Consider the following 17,249-nt stretch of genomic DNA (forward strand, 5'->3'; position numbering starts at 1 on the left):
AAACCCAGAATCATGCTCGGGTATGCCACCCAGCGCAGCTCGCCACGCAGCGCCCGCCCCTGCGCGACCCGGTCGGCCGGCAGCTCGGCCAGCGCCGCCAGCTGGTCGGACCGCGGCGCGGGCGGCCGCGACCACGGCACCAGCACAAACGCGACCACGGCCAACACCGCCACGACCGCAACGAGGCTCACCAACGCCCAAGCCCTCACCGCCATGCTCCAAATGCTAAGCCGACGGTCCGACATTTCTCCGATGAGCTCGGCGAAGCGCCCGGTTGAGGCAGCGCAATACGGCTGTAATGGTGGCCGGTGCCTTCGTTGGCACGGCGGCATGCAACGGTGTGCCGGGCGGCAAGCGCTCAGAGTGGCGCGGCGCACGAGGGCGGACCCCGACGGCTCGGGTCCGGGCGCAGGCCGGGCGTCGACTCAGGGGGATCACTGAGGTCTCCCTGAACAAGCCCGTCTCGGGGTCGACACCAGGCATAACGCGCGGCGAATGTGGTCTGGTGACCACACCCCCCACACCGACCAGGCGGCGCAACCCGCTGCGCGTGATCCTGCTGTCCGTTCTCGCCGTGACACTCATCTGCTGCGGCGGTGCCGTGGCGCTCGGCACGTGGGTGCTGACTTCCGGCACCACCGACACGTTCGACAAGATCGAATTCGCCAACCGGCTGGCCATCCCGCCGCTTGCCCCGTCGCAGATCGACGCCAAGGGCCGGCGCGTGTTCGAGCTTGCGGCCAAGCCGGGCACGCACGACTTCGGCGCCGGCCGGAGGGTCGACACGTGGGGCTTCAACGGCGCCTACCTGGGCCCGACCCTGCGCGCCACGCGCGGTGAGCAGGTCGTGGTGAACGTGCGCAACGGGCTCGACGTCGACACCTCGGTGCACTGGCACGGCATGCACCTGCCGGCCGCCATGGACGGCGGGCCGCACCAGCCCGTCCGCGCCGGTGGCAATTGGGCCCCGACGTGGAAGGTCGACCAGCCGGCGGCGACGTTGTGGTACCACCCTCATCCGCACGGGGAAACCGCAAAGCACGTCTATCGCGGCTTGGCCGGTATGTTCATCGTCGATGACGAAAAGAGCCCGCCCCTGCCCAACCGGTACGGCGTCGACGACATCCCGGTCATCGTGCAGGACAAGAAGTTCTCGCGCGAGGGCGACGAGCTCGACGACGCGCCCGGATTCCTCAGCGGCATCGGCATTCTGGGCGACGAGATCGCGGTGAACGGCACGCTCGCGCCCTATCTCGACGTGACCACCGACAAGGTCCGGCTGCGTGTGCTCAACGGCTCCACGGCACGCTCATATAACTTCGGCTTCTCCGATGACCGCCCGTTCGCGCTCATCGCCACCGATGGCGGTCTTCTTGAGCGGCCGGTACGAACCGAGCGCCTAAACCTGTCACCCGGCGAGCGCGCCGAGATCGTCGTCGACGTGCGCCCCGGCGAGCAGACCGTCCTGCGCAGCTATCCGCCCGAGGTGGGCAACGACCTGCTGCGCACCCGAGGCGGCAACGACCGGTTCGACGTGCTCCAGCTGCGTGCCGCCGGCCAACTGGAGCAGACCCCCGCACTGCCCCAGCAGCTGTCCACAATGGAGCGTCTCGACCCGGCGACAGCCGCGGTGACCCGCCGGTTCAAGCTTTCCGGGCACAACATCAACGGCGAGCAGATGGAGATGGACCGGATCGACCACGTGTCCACTGTGGACACCAATGAGGTGTGGGAGGTCGTCAACAGCGACGGCGACTTCCACAGCTTCCACGTGCACGACGTGCAGTTCCAGATCCTGGCCGTGGACGGTTCCAAACCCCCGGCCCACCTGAGCGGCTGGAAGGACACGATCCCGGTGCAGGACGGCAGGTCGTACAAACTGATCATGCGGTTCGCCGACTACTCCGACCCGAACACGCCGTACATGTACCACTGCCACGTCCTGTTCCACGAAGACGCGGGCATGATGGGCCAGTTCGTCGTGGTCAAGCCCGGCGAACAAGCCGGACGGCCGATCTCAAAATCGCATCAACACTAGACAATGTGTCGATGCGGACAAGATGGATTGTCTTCCTTGGTGGGTCGCTCGGCCTGATCGCCTGCGCACTGTGGGCGATTGGGCTGGCGATCTATCAGCCCCGCGTCGACCTTGAGCGACTGGCCTGGTACCCGGATCATTTCATCGCCCAGAACAACTCCTACTGGGCAAGGGAACTGCGGCTGTCCGCGATCCTGCTGGCCGTCGCTGCCCTGGTCATCGTCGCCGGGTGGCACCGCCGCACGGTCGGGCCGGCCGTGGCGTGGATCGGGGCCGACGTGCTGCTCGACCGCCTGGGCGTCGCGGGCGAGACGGCCGCGCTGATCGCCGGTGGGGCCGCGTTCGCCGCGTGGCTCCTGATCGCCTTTCTCCTGCCCAAGGTCGCGCGGCGGGAGTATCCCGCCGCCGTCGTCTGCGTGGCGCTCGCCGTCGCCGCCGCGCACCTGCAGACGCCCGATCAGCACGTGCCGCCCGCGGTCGCCGTGTCGGGCGCGATTCTGACGGCCGCGTTCACGACGGCCGCCCTGCTGCTGGCGCACCTGGCCAACCCGGCCCGCCCCGGATTGCTTGCGGTGCTTATGGTTTGCGCGCCACTGATGGCCGGGATCGTCTGGTGGCGCTACTTCAACGGCGAGGTGACCACCACCCCGCAGCTGTTCCTGCTGATTATCGCCCCGGCGACGCTGCTGTTGCTGGCGGTCACCTACCTCACCCGCCGCTGCGCTCGTCCCATGATCCTTATCGGGGTACCCATCGGAGCCTTCGTGATGGCCGTGGCGACCATCGTGATGGTGGTGCTGGGCGCGCCCGTCGCCGATCTGCTGACCGCGGCCTCCGGCAACCCGCCCGTGCACGCGGCCGACACCGACGTGGTGATCGCGCTCTATGCCCTGGTCGGCGGCGTGCTCACCGCGCTGTTCATGGATCCGGTCACTCGGCCCGCGCCCGGGGCCGGGCCGATCACGAGCGACTCAGCCTTCGCAGCAGACTATCCGAGCTCATCGGATAGGCCCCGTGCCGCTTGACCCCGTCGGCCACCTCCCGGTCCGACGAGACCACGACGATCGGGCGGCCGGCGGGCTCGGCGCGCACCAGCCGCCGGATCAGCTCGTCGGCCGTCTCGCCCTTGCGGGAGAACAGGACCCGCACCCCGCGCGGCGCGGGCGGAAGCCCGTGCACCCGCTCGGCCCCGTCGAAGACGGCGGTCACCTCGGCCCCGGTTTGCGCCCCGACCAATCCGAGCGCCTGCACGAGCCGGTTGCGTTGCTGCTCAAGGGACATTTCGGCGAACCCGCGTTTGGTGACGTTGTAGCCATCGACGATCAAGTGGGCCCGCGGCAACGCGAGCAGCTGGGCCAGCCTCGCCGGGTCGTCCACATCGAGGCCGCGCGAGGCGGGTGTCTGCGAGCCCGGGATCTCGGCATGGCTGGCCGCCACCGCGTCGGCGGGCATCATCTTCGCCGGGTCGAGCCCCAGCTCGCGGCGCAACCCGACCGCGGCCTGCCCGATCGTTTCGAGCAGCAGCCACAGCCGTGCCTCGTCGAGCGCACGCGCGTCGCGGGCCGCCTGGCGCACATCGCCTTTGACCGCCTCGGCGTCGGCGAGTTTGGCGCGCAGTTTGCGCACCTCGGCCTCGTGGTCCTGCGCCGCCTTGGCGGCACGCCCCTTCTCGATGGATAACAGCTCGCTGGCCCGCTTGAGCGCGGCCTGTGCCTCGCGCAGCGCCTTGGCGTTGGCCCGGTTTTCCGCCTGGATCCCGCTGACCTCGTCGCGCACCCGGGCCAGCTCGGCGCGCAGCTTTTCGGCCTCGACCTTGGCGACGGCGCGGTCATGCTCGGCTCGGTCGGCGCGGGCCTCGGCCTCGCGCAGCAACTCGGCGACGGCCTCGCTCTCGGCCTGGGCGGCGACGGCCTCGCCCGCGTTGCCGATCAGCTCGCGCCAGCCGGTCGGCCGGGCCAGATAGGCCAGCGCGGCGACCTCGACCGGGTCGGCGGCGGCCGGGGTCACTCCACTGCCCACGGCGGTGCCCAGCTCACCGGCATCGGCCAGGACGCGCCCACTGATCCGCTGCCGGAACAGCGGGTCGATGGACAACTGCGACGCGATGGCCGGGCCGCCGAGGCGGGCGCGCCGGTTGGGCGCGAACTTGGCCACCTTGCGCAGCGAGGCGGGCAACTCGTCAAAGGGCAGGCTGGTCAGGACGCCCGCGGCGAGCGCGATCACCCGCTGGCGCACGGCCTCCGGCAGGACGGGCTCGGGCACGAAGTCCGCAGCCACAGCGTCAACCGGGGCATCGAATGCTGGTTCCGCTGCGGAGGACATGCGTCCAAGTCTCCCACCATCCGAAGGATCTTGTCTCCTGGTATCAACCGGGTCTATACCTACCCCGCTGGGGCGGTTCTGTCACACCGTCCGGTTAGCCTTCCGACCCGTGCGGCCGATTTTCTCCGCGAGGCTACGAAAGCCCAGCTCCTTCATCACCCCTGCCACGCGCCGGTGCGCTGCAGAGGTGATCCGATGACAGACGTCCAGCTCACGCTTGAAGCCCTCTGGGACGATCCGCTGCAGCTCGACCTGCGCAACACGACATTCGCCGTAGTGGATCTCGAGACCACCGGTGGCCCGCCCAGCGGGGCGGAGATCACTGAGGTGGGCGCGGTCAAGGTGCGCGGCGGCGAGGAGCTGGCGCGGCTCGCGACGCTAATCAACCCGGGCGTGCCGGTGCCGCCGTTCATCACCGTGCTGACCGGCATCACGACCGCGATGCTGGTGGAGGCACCGCCGTTCGAGAAGGTGCTCCCGTCGCTGCTGGAGTTCCTTCAGGGCGCGGTGCTTGTGGCGCACAACGCGCCCTATGACGTGAGCTTTCTCAAGGCGGCGTGCGCCATGCACGGCTACCGATGGCCCGCGCCGCGGGTGCTCGACACCGCCGCGCTGGCCCGGCGGGTGCTGCTGCGCGACGAGGTGCCCAACCGCAAGCTGGGCACGCTCGCGGCATACTTCAAGACCCACACGCCGACCCACCGGGCGCTCGACGACGCACTCGCGACGGTCGATGTGCTGCACGCGCTGATCGGGCGGCTGGGCAGCCTGGGCATCAGCACCCTGGGCGAAACGCTCGACTACCTCAGGGCGGTCACGCCCACCCAGCGGGCCAAGCGCTATCTCGCCGACGGGCTGCCGCACGCGCCGGGGGTCTACATCTTTCGCGGGCACGACAATCGCCCGCTCTACGTCGGCACGTCCAACGACATCGCGACCCGCGTGCGCAGCTACTTCACGGCCAGCGAGAAGCGCGGCCGGATCAGCGAGATGCTGGCGGCCTCGGTCCGGGTCGACGCGGTGGAGTGCGCGCACACGCTGGAGGCCCAGGTGCGCGAGCTGAGGTTGATCGCCGCGCATGCCCCGCCCTACAACCGCCGCTCGAAGTATCCGGAGCGGACTCATTGGATCAAGCTGACGACGGAGAGGTACCCGAGACTGAGTTTGGTGAGAAAGATCGGCACGGACCCGGCGGCCTGCCTCGGACCCTTCCCCGGGGTGAGATCCGCACAGGCGGCCCTCGATGCCATCCACGAGGCGGTGCCGCTGCGGCAGTGCACCGCCAAGCTGTCGGCAAAGAGACCCTCGTCCTCGTGCGTCCTTACGGAGCTGGGCAAATGCCCGGCCCCGTGCCTTTTGAAGATCAGTCCTGAGGAATATGATTCGACGTTGGTCGATAAGGTGCGGCAAGCTTTCAAGACGGATCCCGAGCCGATCGTCGAGCCACTGCTGCGGCGCATGGCCCGGCTCACGGATTCACGGCGCTTCGAGGAGGCGGCTGTGGTGCGCGACCGGATGCTGGCGTTCCTGCGCACAGCCGCGCGCATGCAGCGGCTGGAGGCGTTGACGTCCATTTCGGAGATTGTCGCCGCCCGCCGCACCGACAACGGCGGCTGGGACATCGCGATCATCCGGCATGGCCGGCTGGCCGCGGCGGCGCACGCCAAACCGGGTGTCCATCCACGACGGACGCTCGACATCATCTGGCCGACCGCCGAAACCGTGGTCGCCGGGCACGGCCCGACGCCCTGCGCGACGGCCGAGGAGTCCGAGCGGATCCTTGACTGGCTGGAAAAACCGGAGACCAGACTGGTGGAGGCATCATCCGGGTGGGCGTCACCCGCTCGGGGTGCTGTCCGCTACCGAAAGCTCTACGCGCACGGCCAGGCGGGCGCGAGAGGAGGCCACGCGGACCCGGCAACCAGCCGAGGCGGGCGGGTGGCCGAGGCGAGACGACCGCGGCCATGAAGCAGACGGCCAGGCGGGCGCGAGAGGAGGCCACGCGGACCCGGCAACCAGCCGGGGCGGGCGGGTGGCCGAGGCGAGACGACCGCGGCCATGAAGCACGGCAAGCCAGAGTCAAACTGTTGACCGAATGACCAACAGGTATTGACCAATTGGCCCCCATGTTCGTTACTAAGCTATGAAGTACCGCTGGCGAGGGGAGGGGTCCTGAGTGGACGTCGACGCCGGCAGCCTGGACGCCCCCGGTGTAGGCCGCATCGGGGAGAGCCAGCTCACGTCCCGGCTGCGCGCGATTTTGAGCTGGCCCATGTCCCGAGAGCGGCCCACACCGGTCGATCCCGTGCAACAACTGATCCGCACGCATCGTGGCGTCCATCCCCATGCCGACATCTCACTCCTGCGAAGGTCCTATTCGGTCGCTGAGCGATGGCATCGCGACCAGAAGCGCAAGAGCGGCGAGCCCTACATCACCCATCCGCTTCAGGTGGCCCAAATCCTGGCTGAGCTGGGCATGGACACGATCACCCTCGCCGCCGCCCTGCTGCACGACACCGTCGAAGACACCGCTTACACCCTTCCCCAGTTGCGCGCCGATTTCGGCTCCGAGGTCGCGTTGCTGGTCAATGGCGTCACCAAGTTCGACAAGGCCCACTTCGCGCTGGCCGAAGCCGAGTCCACCCGCAAGATGATCGTCCTGGCGGGGCAGGACATCCGCGTGCTGGTCATCAAGATTGCCGACCGCCTGCACAACATGGAGACCCTCGACGCCCGCTCCCCCGCCTCACGTGCCCGCATCGCCAAGGCGACCAGCGAGGTGCTCGTGCCGCTGTGCGACCGGCTGGGCATCCAGGTGCTCAAGGCCCCGTTCGAGGACGTCGTGCTGCGCTATGTCGAGCCCGACGCCTACAAGACCATCCACGAGACGGTCGAGCGCGACCGTCCACAGTGGAATGCCTACGTGAAGCGCATAGTCGACCTCGGCAAGGAGTCGCTGCGCCGGGAGAAGCTCGACGGACGGGTGATCCCGCGGCCGCGCCACTACTACACGATCTGGAAGGACACGAAGCAGGCGGGCAGCCCCAGGCCGATCAACATGCCGCGCGTCGTGGTCATCATCGACGGTGAGGAGCACGACTGCTACGCGGCGCTCGGCGCGATCCACCAGCGCTGGCTGCCGATCCCGGGCCGGTTCAAGGACTTCATCGCCGCACCCAAGAACAACCTCTACCGCTCGCTGCACACCACGGTGCTCGGGCCAGAGGATCAGATGGTCGAGGTGCTGATCCGCACCGAGGCGATGCACCGCGCGGTCGAATACGGCGTCATCGCCCGCTATCGCTTCCCACCCAAGCCGGGTCTGTTCGGTAAGAAAAACGCGTTGCCGCCGGAGCACACCGACATGGCGTGGCTCAAGCGTGCCCTGCAGATCGAGGCGGCCGCGCCCGACGCCGTGCAGTTCGTCCAGTCACTGCGCTGCGACCTGGCCGAGCAGCAGATCCAGGTGTTCGCGCGGGGGCGCCCGCTGCTGCTCCCGGCCGGTTCGACGCCCGTAGATGTGGCCTACGAGCTCAGCACGCGCACGGGCGACCGGTGCGTGGCGGCGACGGTCAACGGCGTGCTCACCCCGCTGGGTGCGGAGCTGCACGACGGTGACGTGGTCGACGTGCTGGTCAGCCGCGACCGCAACCACCCCGGCCCGAGGCCGGAGTGGCTGGAGTTCGTGAAGTCGCCGACGGCCCAGCTTCGCCTGTCGCGCCGGTTCTCCGAGACCGACGTCCCGGCCGGCACGGTGAGCGACCGCCTGCAGATCGGGCGGGCCGCGATCGGCCTGGCATTGCGACGCCGCGACCGCGCGCTGTCCGACGAGCAGCGGCTGGCCGATCTCGCGCAGTCGCTGGGCTTCCCCGATCTCGACTCGCTGCTGATCGCGGTCGCCGAGCACCGGGTGCGCGCCGACGTCATCGTCGATCAGTTGATCGCGAGCGTTGACGCGAGCACCGACGGCGGCGGGATCGTGACCAACCCGCGCCGGCCGGCCGAGCCCGACCGAGTCAAGCAGCACAGGTGAACTAGCCCGGCGGGGTGACCCCACGCCCGACGGGAAGGGTCACGCGGCCAAACCAACCGTGCCGCCCGGCCGAGCCCGACCGAGTCAAGCAGCACAGGTGAACTAGCCTGGCAGGGTGATTCCCCGCCGTTCGCCCCTGCGCAGATCACTGGTGTCCTTCGGTTACGGCGTCTTCTACCGGATCCCGCTGCGGTGGCGCACGCGGCTGGTCAAAACGGTGTCCCACAAATATGTGCTGGGTTCCGTGGTGCTGATGTTCGACGCCGACGACCCGGGCCGGATCCTGCTGCTGCGCCAGCCACCGGGCCGTGGCTGGACCCTGCCGGCCGGGCTGCTGCAACGGGGCGAGACCCCGATCGAGGGCGCGCGGCGCGAGGCGGCCGAGGAGACGGGTGTCCTGCTCGACAGCCTGGAGCCCGCAGTGCCCAACGCGGTCGTGCACACCAGGGGCCGCTGGGTCGACATGGTGTTCACGGCTCACGTCCCGGCCGCCACGACCGAACTGTCCGTCGATGGTGCGGAGGTGTGGGAGGCCGCCTGGCATCACGTCGACGAGCTGCCCAAGCTCACCCCGGCCACGGCCCGGCTGCTGGCCAACTACGGGATCGGGCCCGGCGCGTGACCCCCGACATCTGCGCGCTCGTGCTGGCGGCCGGGCTGGGCACCCGCCTGCGTCCACTCACGACACTCGTGCCCAAAGCGCTTGTGCCCGTGGGCAATGTGCCGCTGCTCGACCGGGCGCTGGACCGGCTCGCGGCGCTGGGTTTCACCGGCTCCGGCCGGGTGGCTGTCAACGCGCATCACCATCTGGAGCAGATGCTTCGGCATGTCGACGGGCGCGCGCATGTGTCCATTGAGGACGATCCGCTGGGGACGGCCGGCGCCGTGGGCAAGCTGCGCGACTGGATCGGCGGGCGAGGTGTGCTCGTGCTCAATGCCGACGCATACTGCACCGACCCGATGGACGGGCTGCTGGCCGGGTGGGACGGCAAGACGGTGCGCATGGCCGGGCATGTTGGCGACGATGGGCACCCCTCCTTCCACGGGCTTGCCTTCGCGGGCGCGTCTTTGTTGCCCGCCGAGGAGGCCGAGCGGCTGGACGCCGTCCTCTCCCATCTCGTGCTGACCACGTGGCGGCCGGCCGAGCGGGAAGGGCGGCTTGAGGTGGTGCCGATCGATGGCGTCTACATCGACACCGGGACACCCGCCGACTATCTGCAGGCCAACATGCACGCGGCCTCCGGGCGGAACCTCATCGCGGACGGCGCCATGATCACCGGGTCGGCCAGCCAGAGCGTGCTCGGTGCGGGGGCGGCGGTGCATGGCAGAGTGACCCGCAGCGTGCTGTGGCCGGGCGCACGCGTCGCCCGCGACGAGGTCCTGACCGACAGCGTACGGGTGGGGTCGGACATGACGGTTACTCGCACGTAACCTTGGGCCATGCAGTTGAGCGTGGACCGCGGCACCGACCGGCTCGCCGTGAACGTCTTTGACCGATCCGACGCCGAGACCATCATCGTGATCTTTCCCGCGATGGGCGTGCCCGCGGGCTACTACACGCGCTTCGCGACCGCTCTCAATGACGCCGGCCTGTCCGTCGCGGTCGCGGATTTGCGCGGCAATGGTGAGAGCCGGCCAAAACCTTCAAAATCAAGCTCATATGGGTACCGGCAAATAGCCGACGATGTCGCGGCGGTCTTGCAGGCGCTTGCCCCTTATCAGGAGCGCAAACGGACCATTCTGCTCGGGCATTCGCTCGGCGGCCAGGCCGCCATGATGCATTTGAGCGGATCGCACGCGGGCGTCGACGGGCTGATCCTGATCGCGGTCGGCCTGCCGTACTGGCGGACATACGGGCGGCAGTCGCTGGGCGTGCTCGGCTTCCTGCACGGCGTCAACGTGGTGAGCGCGATGCTCGGATACTGGCCGGGTTGGGGGTTTGGCGGGCGCCAGGCGCGGCGCGTGATGCGCGACTGGGCTCATACCGGGCGGACGGGCACCTTCCCACCACACCTGGGCGTCGAGGACCGCTTGTCCGGTGTGACCGTGCCCGTGCTGGCGATCAGTGTGGACGCCGATCAGTACACGCCCGCCCGCACGATGGACTTCACGATCGCCAAGCTGTCGTCGGCGCCCGTGCGGCGCGAGCACCTCACCAGCGAGGCGGCCGGGGTCGCGCTCGACCACTTCAAGTGGGTCAAGGCGGGGGAACCGCTGGCCAAGCTGATCGTCGACTGGCTGCGCGCGCAAGATTTACGTGAATGAATAGTTTAGGCGCCGCGCGGCTGGGAGAGGGATCCCAGGTCAGTCCTCATCGGGAGGGCTGCGAAAGGAGGAACCATGACCAGGAAGGCCAAGAAGACCTACCAGTCGCCCGCACTCGTGCGTGTGGGCAAGTTCCGCAAGGTGACCGGGCTCGTCGAGCGCGGCACCCCTGACCTGCTGTCGCACGGCAACATCGTCTGATCGGCGCTGCCGACCGTGGACGCATTGCCTGGACCGTTCTTTGTCGTCCTGCCGGACTGCGACGCAGCATCCGGCCTCGCGGCACGCGCCGGTTTCGCTGGACGCGCCGATCCGGCGGCACGCGCCGGACCCACGGCACGCGCCGGTTTCGCCGGACCCACGGCAGGCGTCCATGTGAGCAAGTCGCGCACCATTGCTCACGCGTCCGGCAGGCCATGGCTTGCCGGACGTTGGTCCGACGGCGAACTCATCGTGATCGAGGCCGGAAAGTGCCGCGTTGCCATCATGGGATCGCCGGCCACGGGGCTTCCGGAAACGATCCGCGATCTGTCCGATCTGTCCGATGTGGACAGTGTGGCGGCCCGCCTGCCGGGCAGCTTCCACCTGGTCGCCTCGCTCGGCGGGCGGGTCCGTGTGCAGGGCACGGCCTCCGGCCTGCGCCCGATCTACCACGCTCGGCTGGCTGGCGTCACCGTGGCCGCCAGCCGTGCCGACGTGCTCGCGTGGCTGGCCGGTGCCGGCGTAGACGAGGAGCAGGTGGCCGTGCGCCTGCTCGACGGCATGCCGCATCCGTTGGCGCTCACACCGGTCTGGCGCGGTGTCGGCATGGTCGAGCCCGGCTCGTGGCTACGGCTCGATCCGGACGGCTCAGCCCGCGCCGCCCGCTGGTGGACCCCGCCCACACCGGAGGTCCCGCTGGCCGAGGGGGCCGGTCCGGTCCGCGAGGCACTCGTGCGCGCGGTGGCGGCACGCACCGCGCCCGGCGGGATAGTCACGTGCGACCTGTCAGGCGGCATGGACTCCACGACTATGTGCTTCCTTGCGGCGGACGGGCCGGCGAAGGTCATCGCACGGACGATGTCGAGCCCGGATCCGGCGGGCGACGACCTGGTCTGGGCGCGCCGCGCCGCGCAGCACCTGCCGCATGTGCAGCACATCGTCGTGTCCGGTGAGGACTGGCCGCTGCGCTACGCCGGGCTGTCCGACTTCGACGAGGTGCTCGATGAGCCCACCCTGTCGGTGGTGAGCCGGCCGGAGCTGGCCCGCTTCTTCTTCACGCTTTCGGATCTGGGCGCCCGGCTGCACCTGACCGGCATCGGCGGCGACCACGTGACGTGGAGCGGGCCGACGCACTACCACGACCTGCTGCCGCGCCGGCCGCTGCTTGCCCTGCGGCAATTGCGCGGCTTCCGGGCGCTGCATCACTGGCCGCTCGGGGAAACTCTGCGTGCCCTGGCGGACCGAAGGCCGTACCGGAAATGGATGGCAGGAGCCGCGGAAAGCCTGCAGCGGCCGCAGCCAGGTCTGGAGTGGACACTGGGCTGGGCTCATCCGCCGCGGCTGGCCGGTTGGGTGACCACCGGCGCGGCCGACAACGTGCGCGCGGCGATGAAGCGGGCCGCCGAGACGGCCGAACCGCTTGCCCCCACCCGGGGTTCGCATGTCGAGCTGGCCGTGATCCGCCAAAGTGGACGGTGGCTGCGCCAGGTCGAGCAGATGTGCGCGCGGGCGGGAGTCCCGATGGCGTCACCGTTCTACGACGATCAGGTGATCTCGGCGTGTTTGGCGATCCGGCCGCAGGACCGGGCGACACCCTGGCGGTACCGGCCCGTGCTGCGGGAGGCCATGCGCGGCATCGTGCCCGACGACTGCCTGCGGCGCACGACCAAGGGCGTGTTCTCGCTGCCGGCAGCGCGTTCGCTGGAGCGGCACCGGGCCGATCTGCTCGCGCTGTGGACCGGCTCCCGCTTGGGCGCCATGGGGATCGTCGACGAAAGCCGGATCCGCGCCGCGATCGGCGGCAGCATGACCGAATCAGAGCAGGCGCACCTCGACACGGCCATCTCCGTCGAGGTCTGGCTGAGGGGAATCCAACGATGAACGTGCGATTGGGCGCCGGTGTGTCGTACGCGGCGACCGAGTACGGGTCCGTCCTGCTCGACTCGGGCGCGGGAGAATACTTCCAGCTCAACCCGAGCGGGACGGTCGCGCTGCGGCAGCTGCTCGACGGGCGCACTCCGGCAGAGGCCGCTGGAGCGCTCGCCGACGAGTTCGACGTCGATCCGGCACAGGCCGAGCAGGACGTGTTAACGCTTGTGGAGAGCCTGCGGACCGCACGCCTGGTGACGGTGACGTCGTGAGCATGTTGTCCGCGCTCGAACGGCCTGACCGTCCCGGTGCGACACTGCGCTGGAGCGCCCGGGTCGCGGTCGGGCTCGCCCACCTGCTGGCGCTCATGCCACCGCGCAGAATCCAGGCGGTGCTCGGGCTGCTCCGCCGGGGCGCGCGGCCCGCCGGCTATGCCGAGACCGAACGGGCGCGCGACGCCGTGCTGTATGTGAGCCTCGCGTGCCTCAACACCGAGGGCTGCCTGCCCCGGTCGCTGGCCACGGCATTGCTGTGCCGGGCATGGGGCACATGGCCGACGTGGTGCGTCGGCCCGCGGCTGTATCCGCCGATCGCCGTGCACGCGTGGGTGGAGGCCGACGGGCGCCCGGTCGGCGAACTGTTCCAGGAGGGCTACTTCGCCAAGCTCATCACGGTTACACCAGTGAACCGCCCAGGCTGACCCAGCCGCCGTTGTACTCGCGGGCCCACAGCGCGTTGTCCATGCCGCGCACCAGGGCCCACTGGCGGGTGGTGTCGTTGTGGCCCGCGCCGACGTTGCCCGACACCACACCACCCAGGTAGCTCGGCGCGTGCTGCTCCCAGTGCCCGTTGTACCAGTGGCCGTCGAGGCCCCAGATGGCATCGTTTTCGTCGCGCACGAAGCCCTTCTCGAACACGCTGACCGAGTCGAACGCGACCGAGCCCTTTATCTTCATGCCCGGGTTGCTCGGGTCGAGAATGAGCAGGTTCCAGCCGGACCAGGTGGGCGAGGCATACGGCTTGTACCTGTACCAGAGCCGGCCGTCATAGCCGCGCTGGTACAACAGATTCGCCCCGCCCGGGGCGACCGCCGGGTCGGCGGTGGCGGTGGTGCCGAGGGTGGTCCAGGCCGACCACGTCCCGTTGGGGTTGCGCTGGGTGTAACGCACCGAATCGTCGGCCGCCCAGCGCACGAACACGCGCGGCTGCGGGTCGCCGCCGTCCGGGAAGTACTTGCCCGCGCTCGGGTTGCCGGTGACGGTTCCCGCGCCGGACAGGACGGTCCACACACCCCAGCCCAGCCCGTGGTTGGACCGGTAGACCAGGCCGCCGTTGGCGTCGCGCGCGAACACGTACACGGGCTTCGGGTAGGACCCCGCGGCCCCCCATACGCCGATGACCTCGATGTTGGAGGCGACGCTTCCGCCCAGCGACGACCATGAGGTCCACGTGTCGTCGTCGTTCTGCGACGCCACCCAAACGGTGTTGTCGTTGGCGCGGGCGAAGACATACTGCCGGTTGGTGTAGACCGCGCCGGGCGAGCCGACGGTGTTGAGCCCGTTGGGCTTGCCGAGATTCACCCATGGGCCGCCGAGGTTGTTGTTGTCCTCGTTCCAGTGCTTCACCCGGATGCCGTAGTCCGACCAGCGGACGAAGATGTTCGACCGGTTGAACCCGGGAAACCCGACCACCGGGCGGGGCGCGGGCAACTGGATCGGCGGGAAGGGGTCGATGTCGGCCGATGCCTTGCTTGTGGGCAGGGCCAACCCGGCGGCCGTTGCCGCGCCGCCGAGGAGCACCGCTCTGCGCGAGATGTTCTTCATGATGCGAATCTGACAACCGCCCGCGCGGCCGGACAGATCCACTTCGCGTCCCGTTGTGGTCCTAAGTGGACCAGTCTTCGAGGTATTCCGCTGTCGAGCGCCAGTACGGGCCGTCCTCGGTGAAGATGCGCGACCACGGCTCCTGTTGCGCTCCGCTCAAGATTTCGTACATGGCGCGGGCCCGGCGGCCCAGCATGGCCGTCAGCGCGGGCCGCTGGTCGTCCGGCAGGCCGTAGCCGTTGAGGAACGTGCTCAGCCGGGCTTTTGACTCGGGCACGGGCCGGTCGGCGCGCAGGCCGCACATGGCCTGGGCCGCGTAGGCGAGGTCCCACAGGCGAGAGCTGGGCCCGGCGTTGTCCCAGTCGATGAGCACCCAGCCGCGCACGGTTCGGACCAGGTTCCAGGGCGCGACATCGTTGTGGCACACCAGTTCCTGTCGGTCGGGCGGGATCATCACGTGCCACCGCGGCGAGGTCGGTGGGGTGAAGCTCGCCAGCGCCTGGTGCAGCTCGGCGAGCATCCGCCCGATCGACGCCAGTTCGGGATCAGAATAGGTGCCGCGCTCGTCGCCGACGTCGCCCGGCACGAACTCCAGCACCTGCCGACCCCGCGCGTCGCGCCCCAATGGCCTTGGCGCGCCTTCGAATCCCACGTCGTGCAGGTGCTTCAGCAGCGCGTCGACCGCTTCGGTCCACGGCCCGGCGGGGCGGCGCAGGGTATCGCCCACCCGCTCCAGCCCGCTGGTGACGTTGCCGTCCAGGTTCATAGGCTGCGGTCCAGACGGCGGGACAGCTCGCGGAGCGCGGTCTCGTTGGAGCGCAGGGCGTCGGCGTGCTCCGCTTCGCCGACCCGGGCGAGGGCACGCTCGGCCGCCACCCGAACCCGTGGCACCTCGTCGTGGAGCGCGAGCTCGAAGAGGCGGTCGGCGGCGTCGGGGAGCTCGCGCAGCCGCACGACCTTGCCGCACATCTCGCGCACGCGCCACGCGGGATCGTCCAATCCCGACAGGACGGCCGGGGCGGCGGTGGGAGACCAGGCGTAGAGCAGGCCGCGTGCGCCCCAGACACGGCCCCAGTAAGCCCCACTGTTGATGAGCCCGGCCCAATGCGGCCCGCACAGGATTTCGAACGTCTGCTCATTGCGTGCGCCCTGGAGCACGTCGACGCACCAGCCCGCGACGGTGGCCTCGCCGTGCTTGGCCGACGCCTCGATCACGCGATGCCGTGGCAGGGACATGCGCTCACTTGACAAGCGTGAGGCTCCAGTTTTGGAACACTTGCGGTCGGCCGAAACTCTCGCCCCGCTCCTCGGAGACGAGCTCGAAACCTGCCTTCTCATAAAGGTTTCGGGCCGCGTGCAGCTCCGCGTTGGTCCATAGAACCATTTTCTGGTACCCGTTGCGGCGCGCGAACTCCACGCACTCCCCCACCAGGCGGGCGCCGACACCCCGGCCGCGCGCCCACGGCTCGACCAGCAGGAGCCGCAGCCGGGCGGTCACGTCATCCTCGGCCACGCAGAACACGCATCCCGCGGGGGCGTCGCCGATCTGGGCGATCCACGCGGCGTCGCGGCCTGGCTTGCGCGCCTTGACGAAGTCGGCCACTATCCCGGCGATCAGCGCCTCGAACTCGTCGTTCCACTGGTATTCGTCGGCGTACAGTTCGCCGTGCCGCTGCACCACCCAGCCGAGGTCGCCGGGCAGCGGCGCGCGGATGACAACCCGATCGTCCGCGACGGGCCCGTCCCACAGCCGCTCGATGGTCGACATCGCGGCGAGCAGCCGACGCTGGTCGGTTTCGCCGAGCTTGCCCAGCAGCGCGCCCATGTCTTCGACCGCGTTGTCGCTCAGTGTCTTGAACGCCCGCCGCCCCGCCGGAGTCAACGACACCACCTGCCGCCGTGCGTCCACTGTGGACCGCTCCAACCGGACCAGCCCGTCGCCCTCGAAGCGGGCGAAAATGCGGCTCACGTATCCCGCGTCGAGCCCCAGCCGTTGCCGCAGCTCCACCGTCTCGGCCTGGTCGGCCTGCGCCAGCTCCCACAGTAGCCGGGCCTCCGTGAGCGTGTATTGCGTGCGCTGGATCCCATCGCCAAGCACACCGATGGTGCGCGTGTAGAAGCGGTTGAACCGGCGCACTGACGCTATGCGATCCCCAACCTTTGACACAGTCAAAGATTATGCGACCGTCCCACGCGACCGCAAGACCTGGGCGACAGACCTACGCTGCTGAACTCGGGCTCGGAAGCCGGACGGGCTACCTGCTCAAGGACCGGATCGGCGACGTGGCGGAGTTCGCCGAGGCCGTCGGCACGGTCGCCTCGGGCGGCACGGTGGTCGACCCCGAGGTGGTGCGGCAGCTGCTCGACCAGCGCCGACGCCCGCTGCAGCGACTGACCGCGCGCGAGCTCGAAGTGCTGGGTCTCATGGCCGAGGGCCGGTCCAACTCTTCCATCTCGCGCGCCCTCGTCGTGACCGAGGCGGCGGTCGCCAAGCACATCGCGAGCATCCTGTCCAAATTGGACATCCCCGCCGGACCAGGACGGCCACCGCCGGGTCCTCGCAGTCCTGGCATACCTTCAGGGGTCACCATGAGGTCCGCTCGACGCAGCCACAAAGGCAGCCTGCCGCCAGGGACCGCCACGAGCTCCTACCCCCCCCCGGACCATAGAACCCATCCCCGACCACAGAACCCGCCCC

General features: G+C 69.6%; 16 protein-coding genes and 2 pseudogenes. 12 read left to right on the plus strand and 6 right to left on the minus strand.

Features of this window, described 5'->3' with window-relative positions:
- Positions 1-215: pseudogene (locus tag DM816_RS43065) on the minus strand (M48 family peptidase); the annotation flags it as partial.
- Between the two features lie 290 nt (positions 216-505).
- Between DM816_RS43065 and DM816_RS30420 the strand changes: the two are divergent.
- Both DM816_RS30420 and DM816_RS30425 read left to right on the plus strand, forming a co-directional pair.
- On the plus strand, positions 506-2,038 hold the full coding sequence (locus DM816_RS30420) for a multicopper oxidase family protein (protein WP_246002446.1): 1,533 nt from the start codon (positions 506-508) through the stop codon (positions 2,036-2,038).
- A gap of 11 nt (positions 2,039-2,049) precedes the next feature.
- Positions 2,050-3,063 carry a hypothetical protein gene (locus DM816_RS30425; protein WP_117213821.1) on the plus strand — a complete coding sequence of 338 codons (1,014 nt, stop codon included), beginning with the start codon at positions 2,050-2,052 and terminating at the stop codon, positions 3,061-3,063.
- Here DM816_RS30425 and DM816_RS30430 read toward each other — a convergent pair.
- On the minus strand, positions 2,999-4,360 hold the full coding sequence (locus DM816_RS30430; RefSeq protein WP_117213822.1) for an NYN domain-containing protein: 1,362 nt from the start codon (positions 4,358-4,360) through the stop codon (positions 2,999-3,001). The two genes, DM816_RS30425 and DM816_RS30430, sit on opposite strands and share 65 nt — an antisense overlap.
- A 195-nt stretch (positions 4,361-4,555) precedes the next feature.
- Between DM816_RS30430 and DM816_RS30435 the strand changes: the two genes are divergently transcribed.
- The 9 genes from DM816_RS30435 (at position 4,556) to DM816_RS30475 (ending at position 13,428) form a co-directional block, all read left to right on the plus strand.
- Positions 4,556-6,328, plus strand: a complete 1,773-nt coding sequence (locus DM816_RS30435) for a DEDD exonuclease domain-containing protein (protein WP_117213823.1) — start codon at positions 4,556-4,558, stop codon at positions 6,326-6,328.
- Positions 6,329-6,536: 208 nt separating this feature from the next.
- The gene (locus tag DM816_RS30440) at positions 6,537-8,393 is read left to right on the plus strand and encodes a RelA/SpoT family protein (protein ID WP_117213824.1); all 1,857 of its coding nucleotides are present in this window, start codon (positions 6,537-6,539) and stop codon (positions 8,391-8,393) included.
- Positions 8,394-8,508: 115 nt separating this feature from the next.
- Positions 8,509-9,015 carry an NUDIX hydrolase gene (locus DM816_RS30445; protein WP_425455292.1) on the plus strand — a complete coding sequence of 169 codons (507 nt, stop codon included), beginning with the start codon at positions 8,509-8,511 and terminating at the stop codon, positions 9,013-9,015.
- Positions 9,012-9,824: a sugar phosphate nucleotidyltransferase gene (locus tag DM816_RS30450; RefSeq protein WP_117213825.1), complete on the plus strand. Its 813-nt coding sequence runs from the start codon at positions 9,012-9,014 to the stop codon at positions 9,822-9,824. Before DM816_RS30445 ends, DM816_RS30450 begins: the two co-directional genes overlap by 4 nt.
- A 9-nt stretch (positions 9,825-9,833) precedes the next feature.
- Entirely contained in the window at positions 9,834-10,658 is an 825-nt protein-coding gene (locus DM816_RS30455; protein WP_117213826.1) for an alpha/beta hydrolase family protein, read from the plus strand.
- A gap of 75 nt (positions 10,659-10,733) precedes the next feature.
- The gene (locus DM816_RS30460) at positions 10,734-10,859 is read left to right on the plus strand and encodes a keywimysin-related RiPP (protein ID WP_117213827.1); all 126 of its coding nucleotides are present in this window, start codon (positions 10,734-10,736) and stop codon (positions 10,857-10,859) included.
- A 174-nt stretch (positions 10,860-11,033) separates the two neighbouring features.
- Complete coding sequence (locus tag DM816_RS30465) at positions 11,034-12,740, plus strand: asparagine synthase-related protein (protein WP_211588925.1); 1,707 nt, start codon at positions 11,034-11,036, stop codon at positions 12,738-12,740.
- Entirely contained in the window at positions 12,737-13,000 is a 264-nt protein-coding gene (locus DM816_RS30470) for a lasso peptide biosynthesis PqqD family chaperone (RefSeq protein WP_117213829.1), read from the plus strand. The genes DM816_RS30465 and DM816_RS30470 overlap by 4 nt, the downstream gene beginning before the upstream one ends.
- Before the next feature lie 2 nt (positions 13,001-13,002).
- Positions 13,003-13,428: a lasso peptide biosynthesis B2 protein gene (locus tag DM816_RS30475; protein ID WP_117213830.1), complete on the plus strand. Its 426-nt coding sequence runs from the start codon at positions 13,003-13,005 to the stop codon at positions 13,426-13,428.
- On the opposite strand, the gene DM816_RS30480 is transcribed toward DM816_RS30475, so the two are convergent.
- From DM816_RS30480 to DM816_RS30495, 4 genes are all read right to left on the minus strand, one after another.
- Positions 13,403-14,551 carry a DUF8189 domain-containing protein gene (locus tag DM816_RS30480; RefSeq protein ID WP_162908003.1) on the minus strand — a complete coding sequence of 383 codons (1,149 nt, stop codon included), beginning with the start codon at positions 14,549-14,551 and terminating at the stop codon, positions 13,403-13,405. The two genes, DM816_RS30475 and DM816_RS30480, sit on opposite strands and share 26 nt — an antisense overlap.
- 61 nt (positions 14,552-14,612) lie before the next feature.
- Positions 14,613-15,317 (minus strand): phosphotransferase enzyme family protein, encoded by a 705-nt coding sequence (locus DM816_RS30485; protein ID WP_117213832.1) that lies wholly within the window; start codon positions 15,315-15,317, stop codon positions 14,613-14,615.
- A complete protein-coding gene (locus DM816_RS30490) occupies positions 15,314-15,787 on the minus strand; it encodes a HEAT repeat domain-containing protein (RefSeq protein WP_117213833.1) in 474 nt (157 codons plus the stop codon). The genes DM816_RS30485 and DM816_RS30490 overlap by 4 nt, the downstream gene beginning before the upstream one ends.
- A gap of 4 nt (positions 15,788-15,791) precedes the next feature.
- Positions 15,792-16,718: a bifunctional helix-turn-helix transcriptional regulator/GNAT family N-acetyltransferase gene (locus tag DM816_RS30495; RefSeq protein WP_117213834.1), complete on the minus strand. Its 927-nt coding sequence runs from the start codon at positions 16,716-16,718 to the stop codon at positions 15,792-15,794.
- Between the two features lie 47 nt (positions 16,719-16,765).
- On the opposite strand from DM816_RS30495, the pseudogene DM816_RS30500 reads away from it, so the two are divergent.
- Positions 16,766-17,144 (plus strand): annotated as a pseudogene (locus DM816_RS30500) (response regulator transcription factor); the annotation flags it as partial.
- Positions 17,145-17,249: the final 105 nt, after the last annotated feature.

It is taken from the genome of Allorhizocola rhizosphaerae (assembly GCF_003426775.1).
Taxonomy (GTDB): domain Bacteria; phylum Actinomycetota; class Actinomycetes; order Mycobacteriales; family Micromonosporaceae; genus Allorhizocola; species Allorhizocola rhizosphaerae.

Excerpts from the sequence above, each read along its gene's own strand:
- DM816_RS30425 (WP_117213821.1), top strand. The coding sequence starts at position 2,050 with ATGCGGACAAGATGGATTGTCTTCCTTGGTGGGTCGCTCGGCCTGATC.
- DM816_RS30430 (WP_117213822.1), bottom strand. The coding sequence starts at position 4,360 with ATGTCCTCCGCAGCGGAACCAGCATTCGATGCCCCGGTTGACGCTGTG.
- DM816_RS30435 (WP_117213823.1), top strand. The coding sequence starts at position 4,556 with ATGACAGACGTCCAGCTCACGCTTGAAGCCCTCTGGGACGATCCGCTG.
- DM816_RS30455 (WP_117213826.1), top strand. The coding sequence starts at position 9,834 with ATGCAGTTGAGCGTGGACCGCGGCACCGACCGGCTCGCCGTGAACGTC.
- DM816_RS30460 (WP_117213827.1), top strand. The coding sequence starts at position 10,734 with ATGACCAGGAAGGCCAAGAAGACCTACCAGTCGCCCGCACTCGTGCGT.
- DM816_RS30470 (WP_117213829.1), top strand. The coding sequence starts at position 12,737 with ATGAACGTGCGATTGGGCGCCGGTGTGTCGTACGCGGCGACCGAGTAC.
- DM816_RS30475 (WP_117213830.1), top strand. The coding sequence starts at position 13,003 with ATGTTGTCCGCGCTCGAACGGCCTGACCGTCCCGGTGCGACACTGCGC.
- DM816_RS30480 (WP_162908003.1), bottom strand. The coding sequence starts at position 14,551 with ATGAAGAACATCTCGCGCAGAGCGGTGCTCCTCGGCGGCGCGGCAACG.
- DM816_RS30485 (WP_117213832.1), bottom strand. The coding sequence starts at position 15,317 with ATGAACCTGGACGGCAACGTCACCAGCGGGCTGGAGCGGGTGGGCGAT.
- DM816_RS30490 (WP_117213833.1), bottom strand. The coding sequence starts at position 15,787 with ATGTCCCTGCCACGGCATCGCGTGATCGAGGCGTCGGCCAAGCACGGC.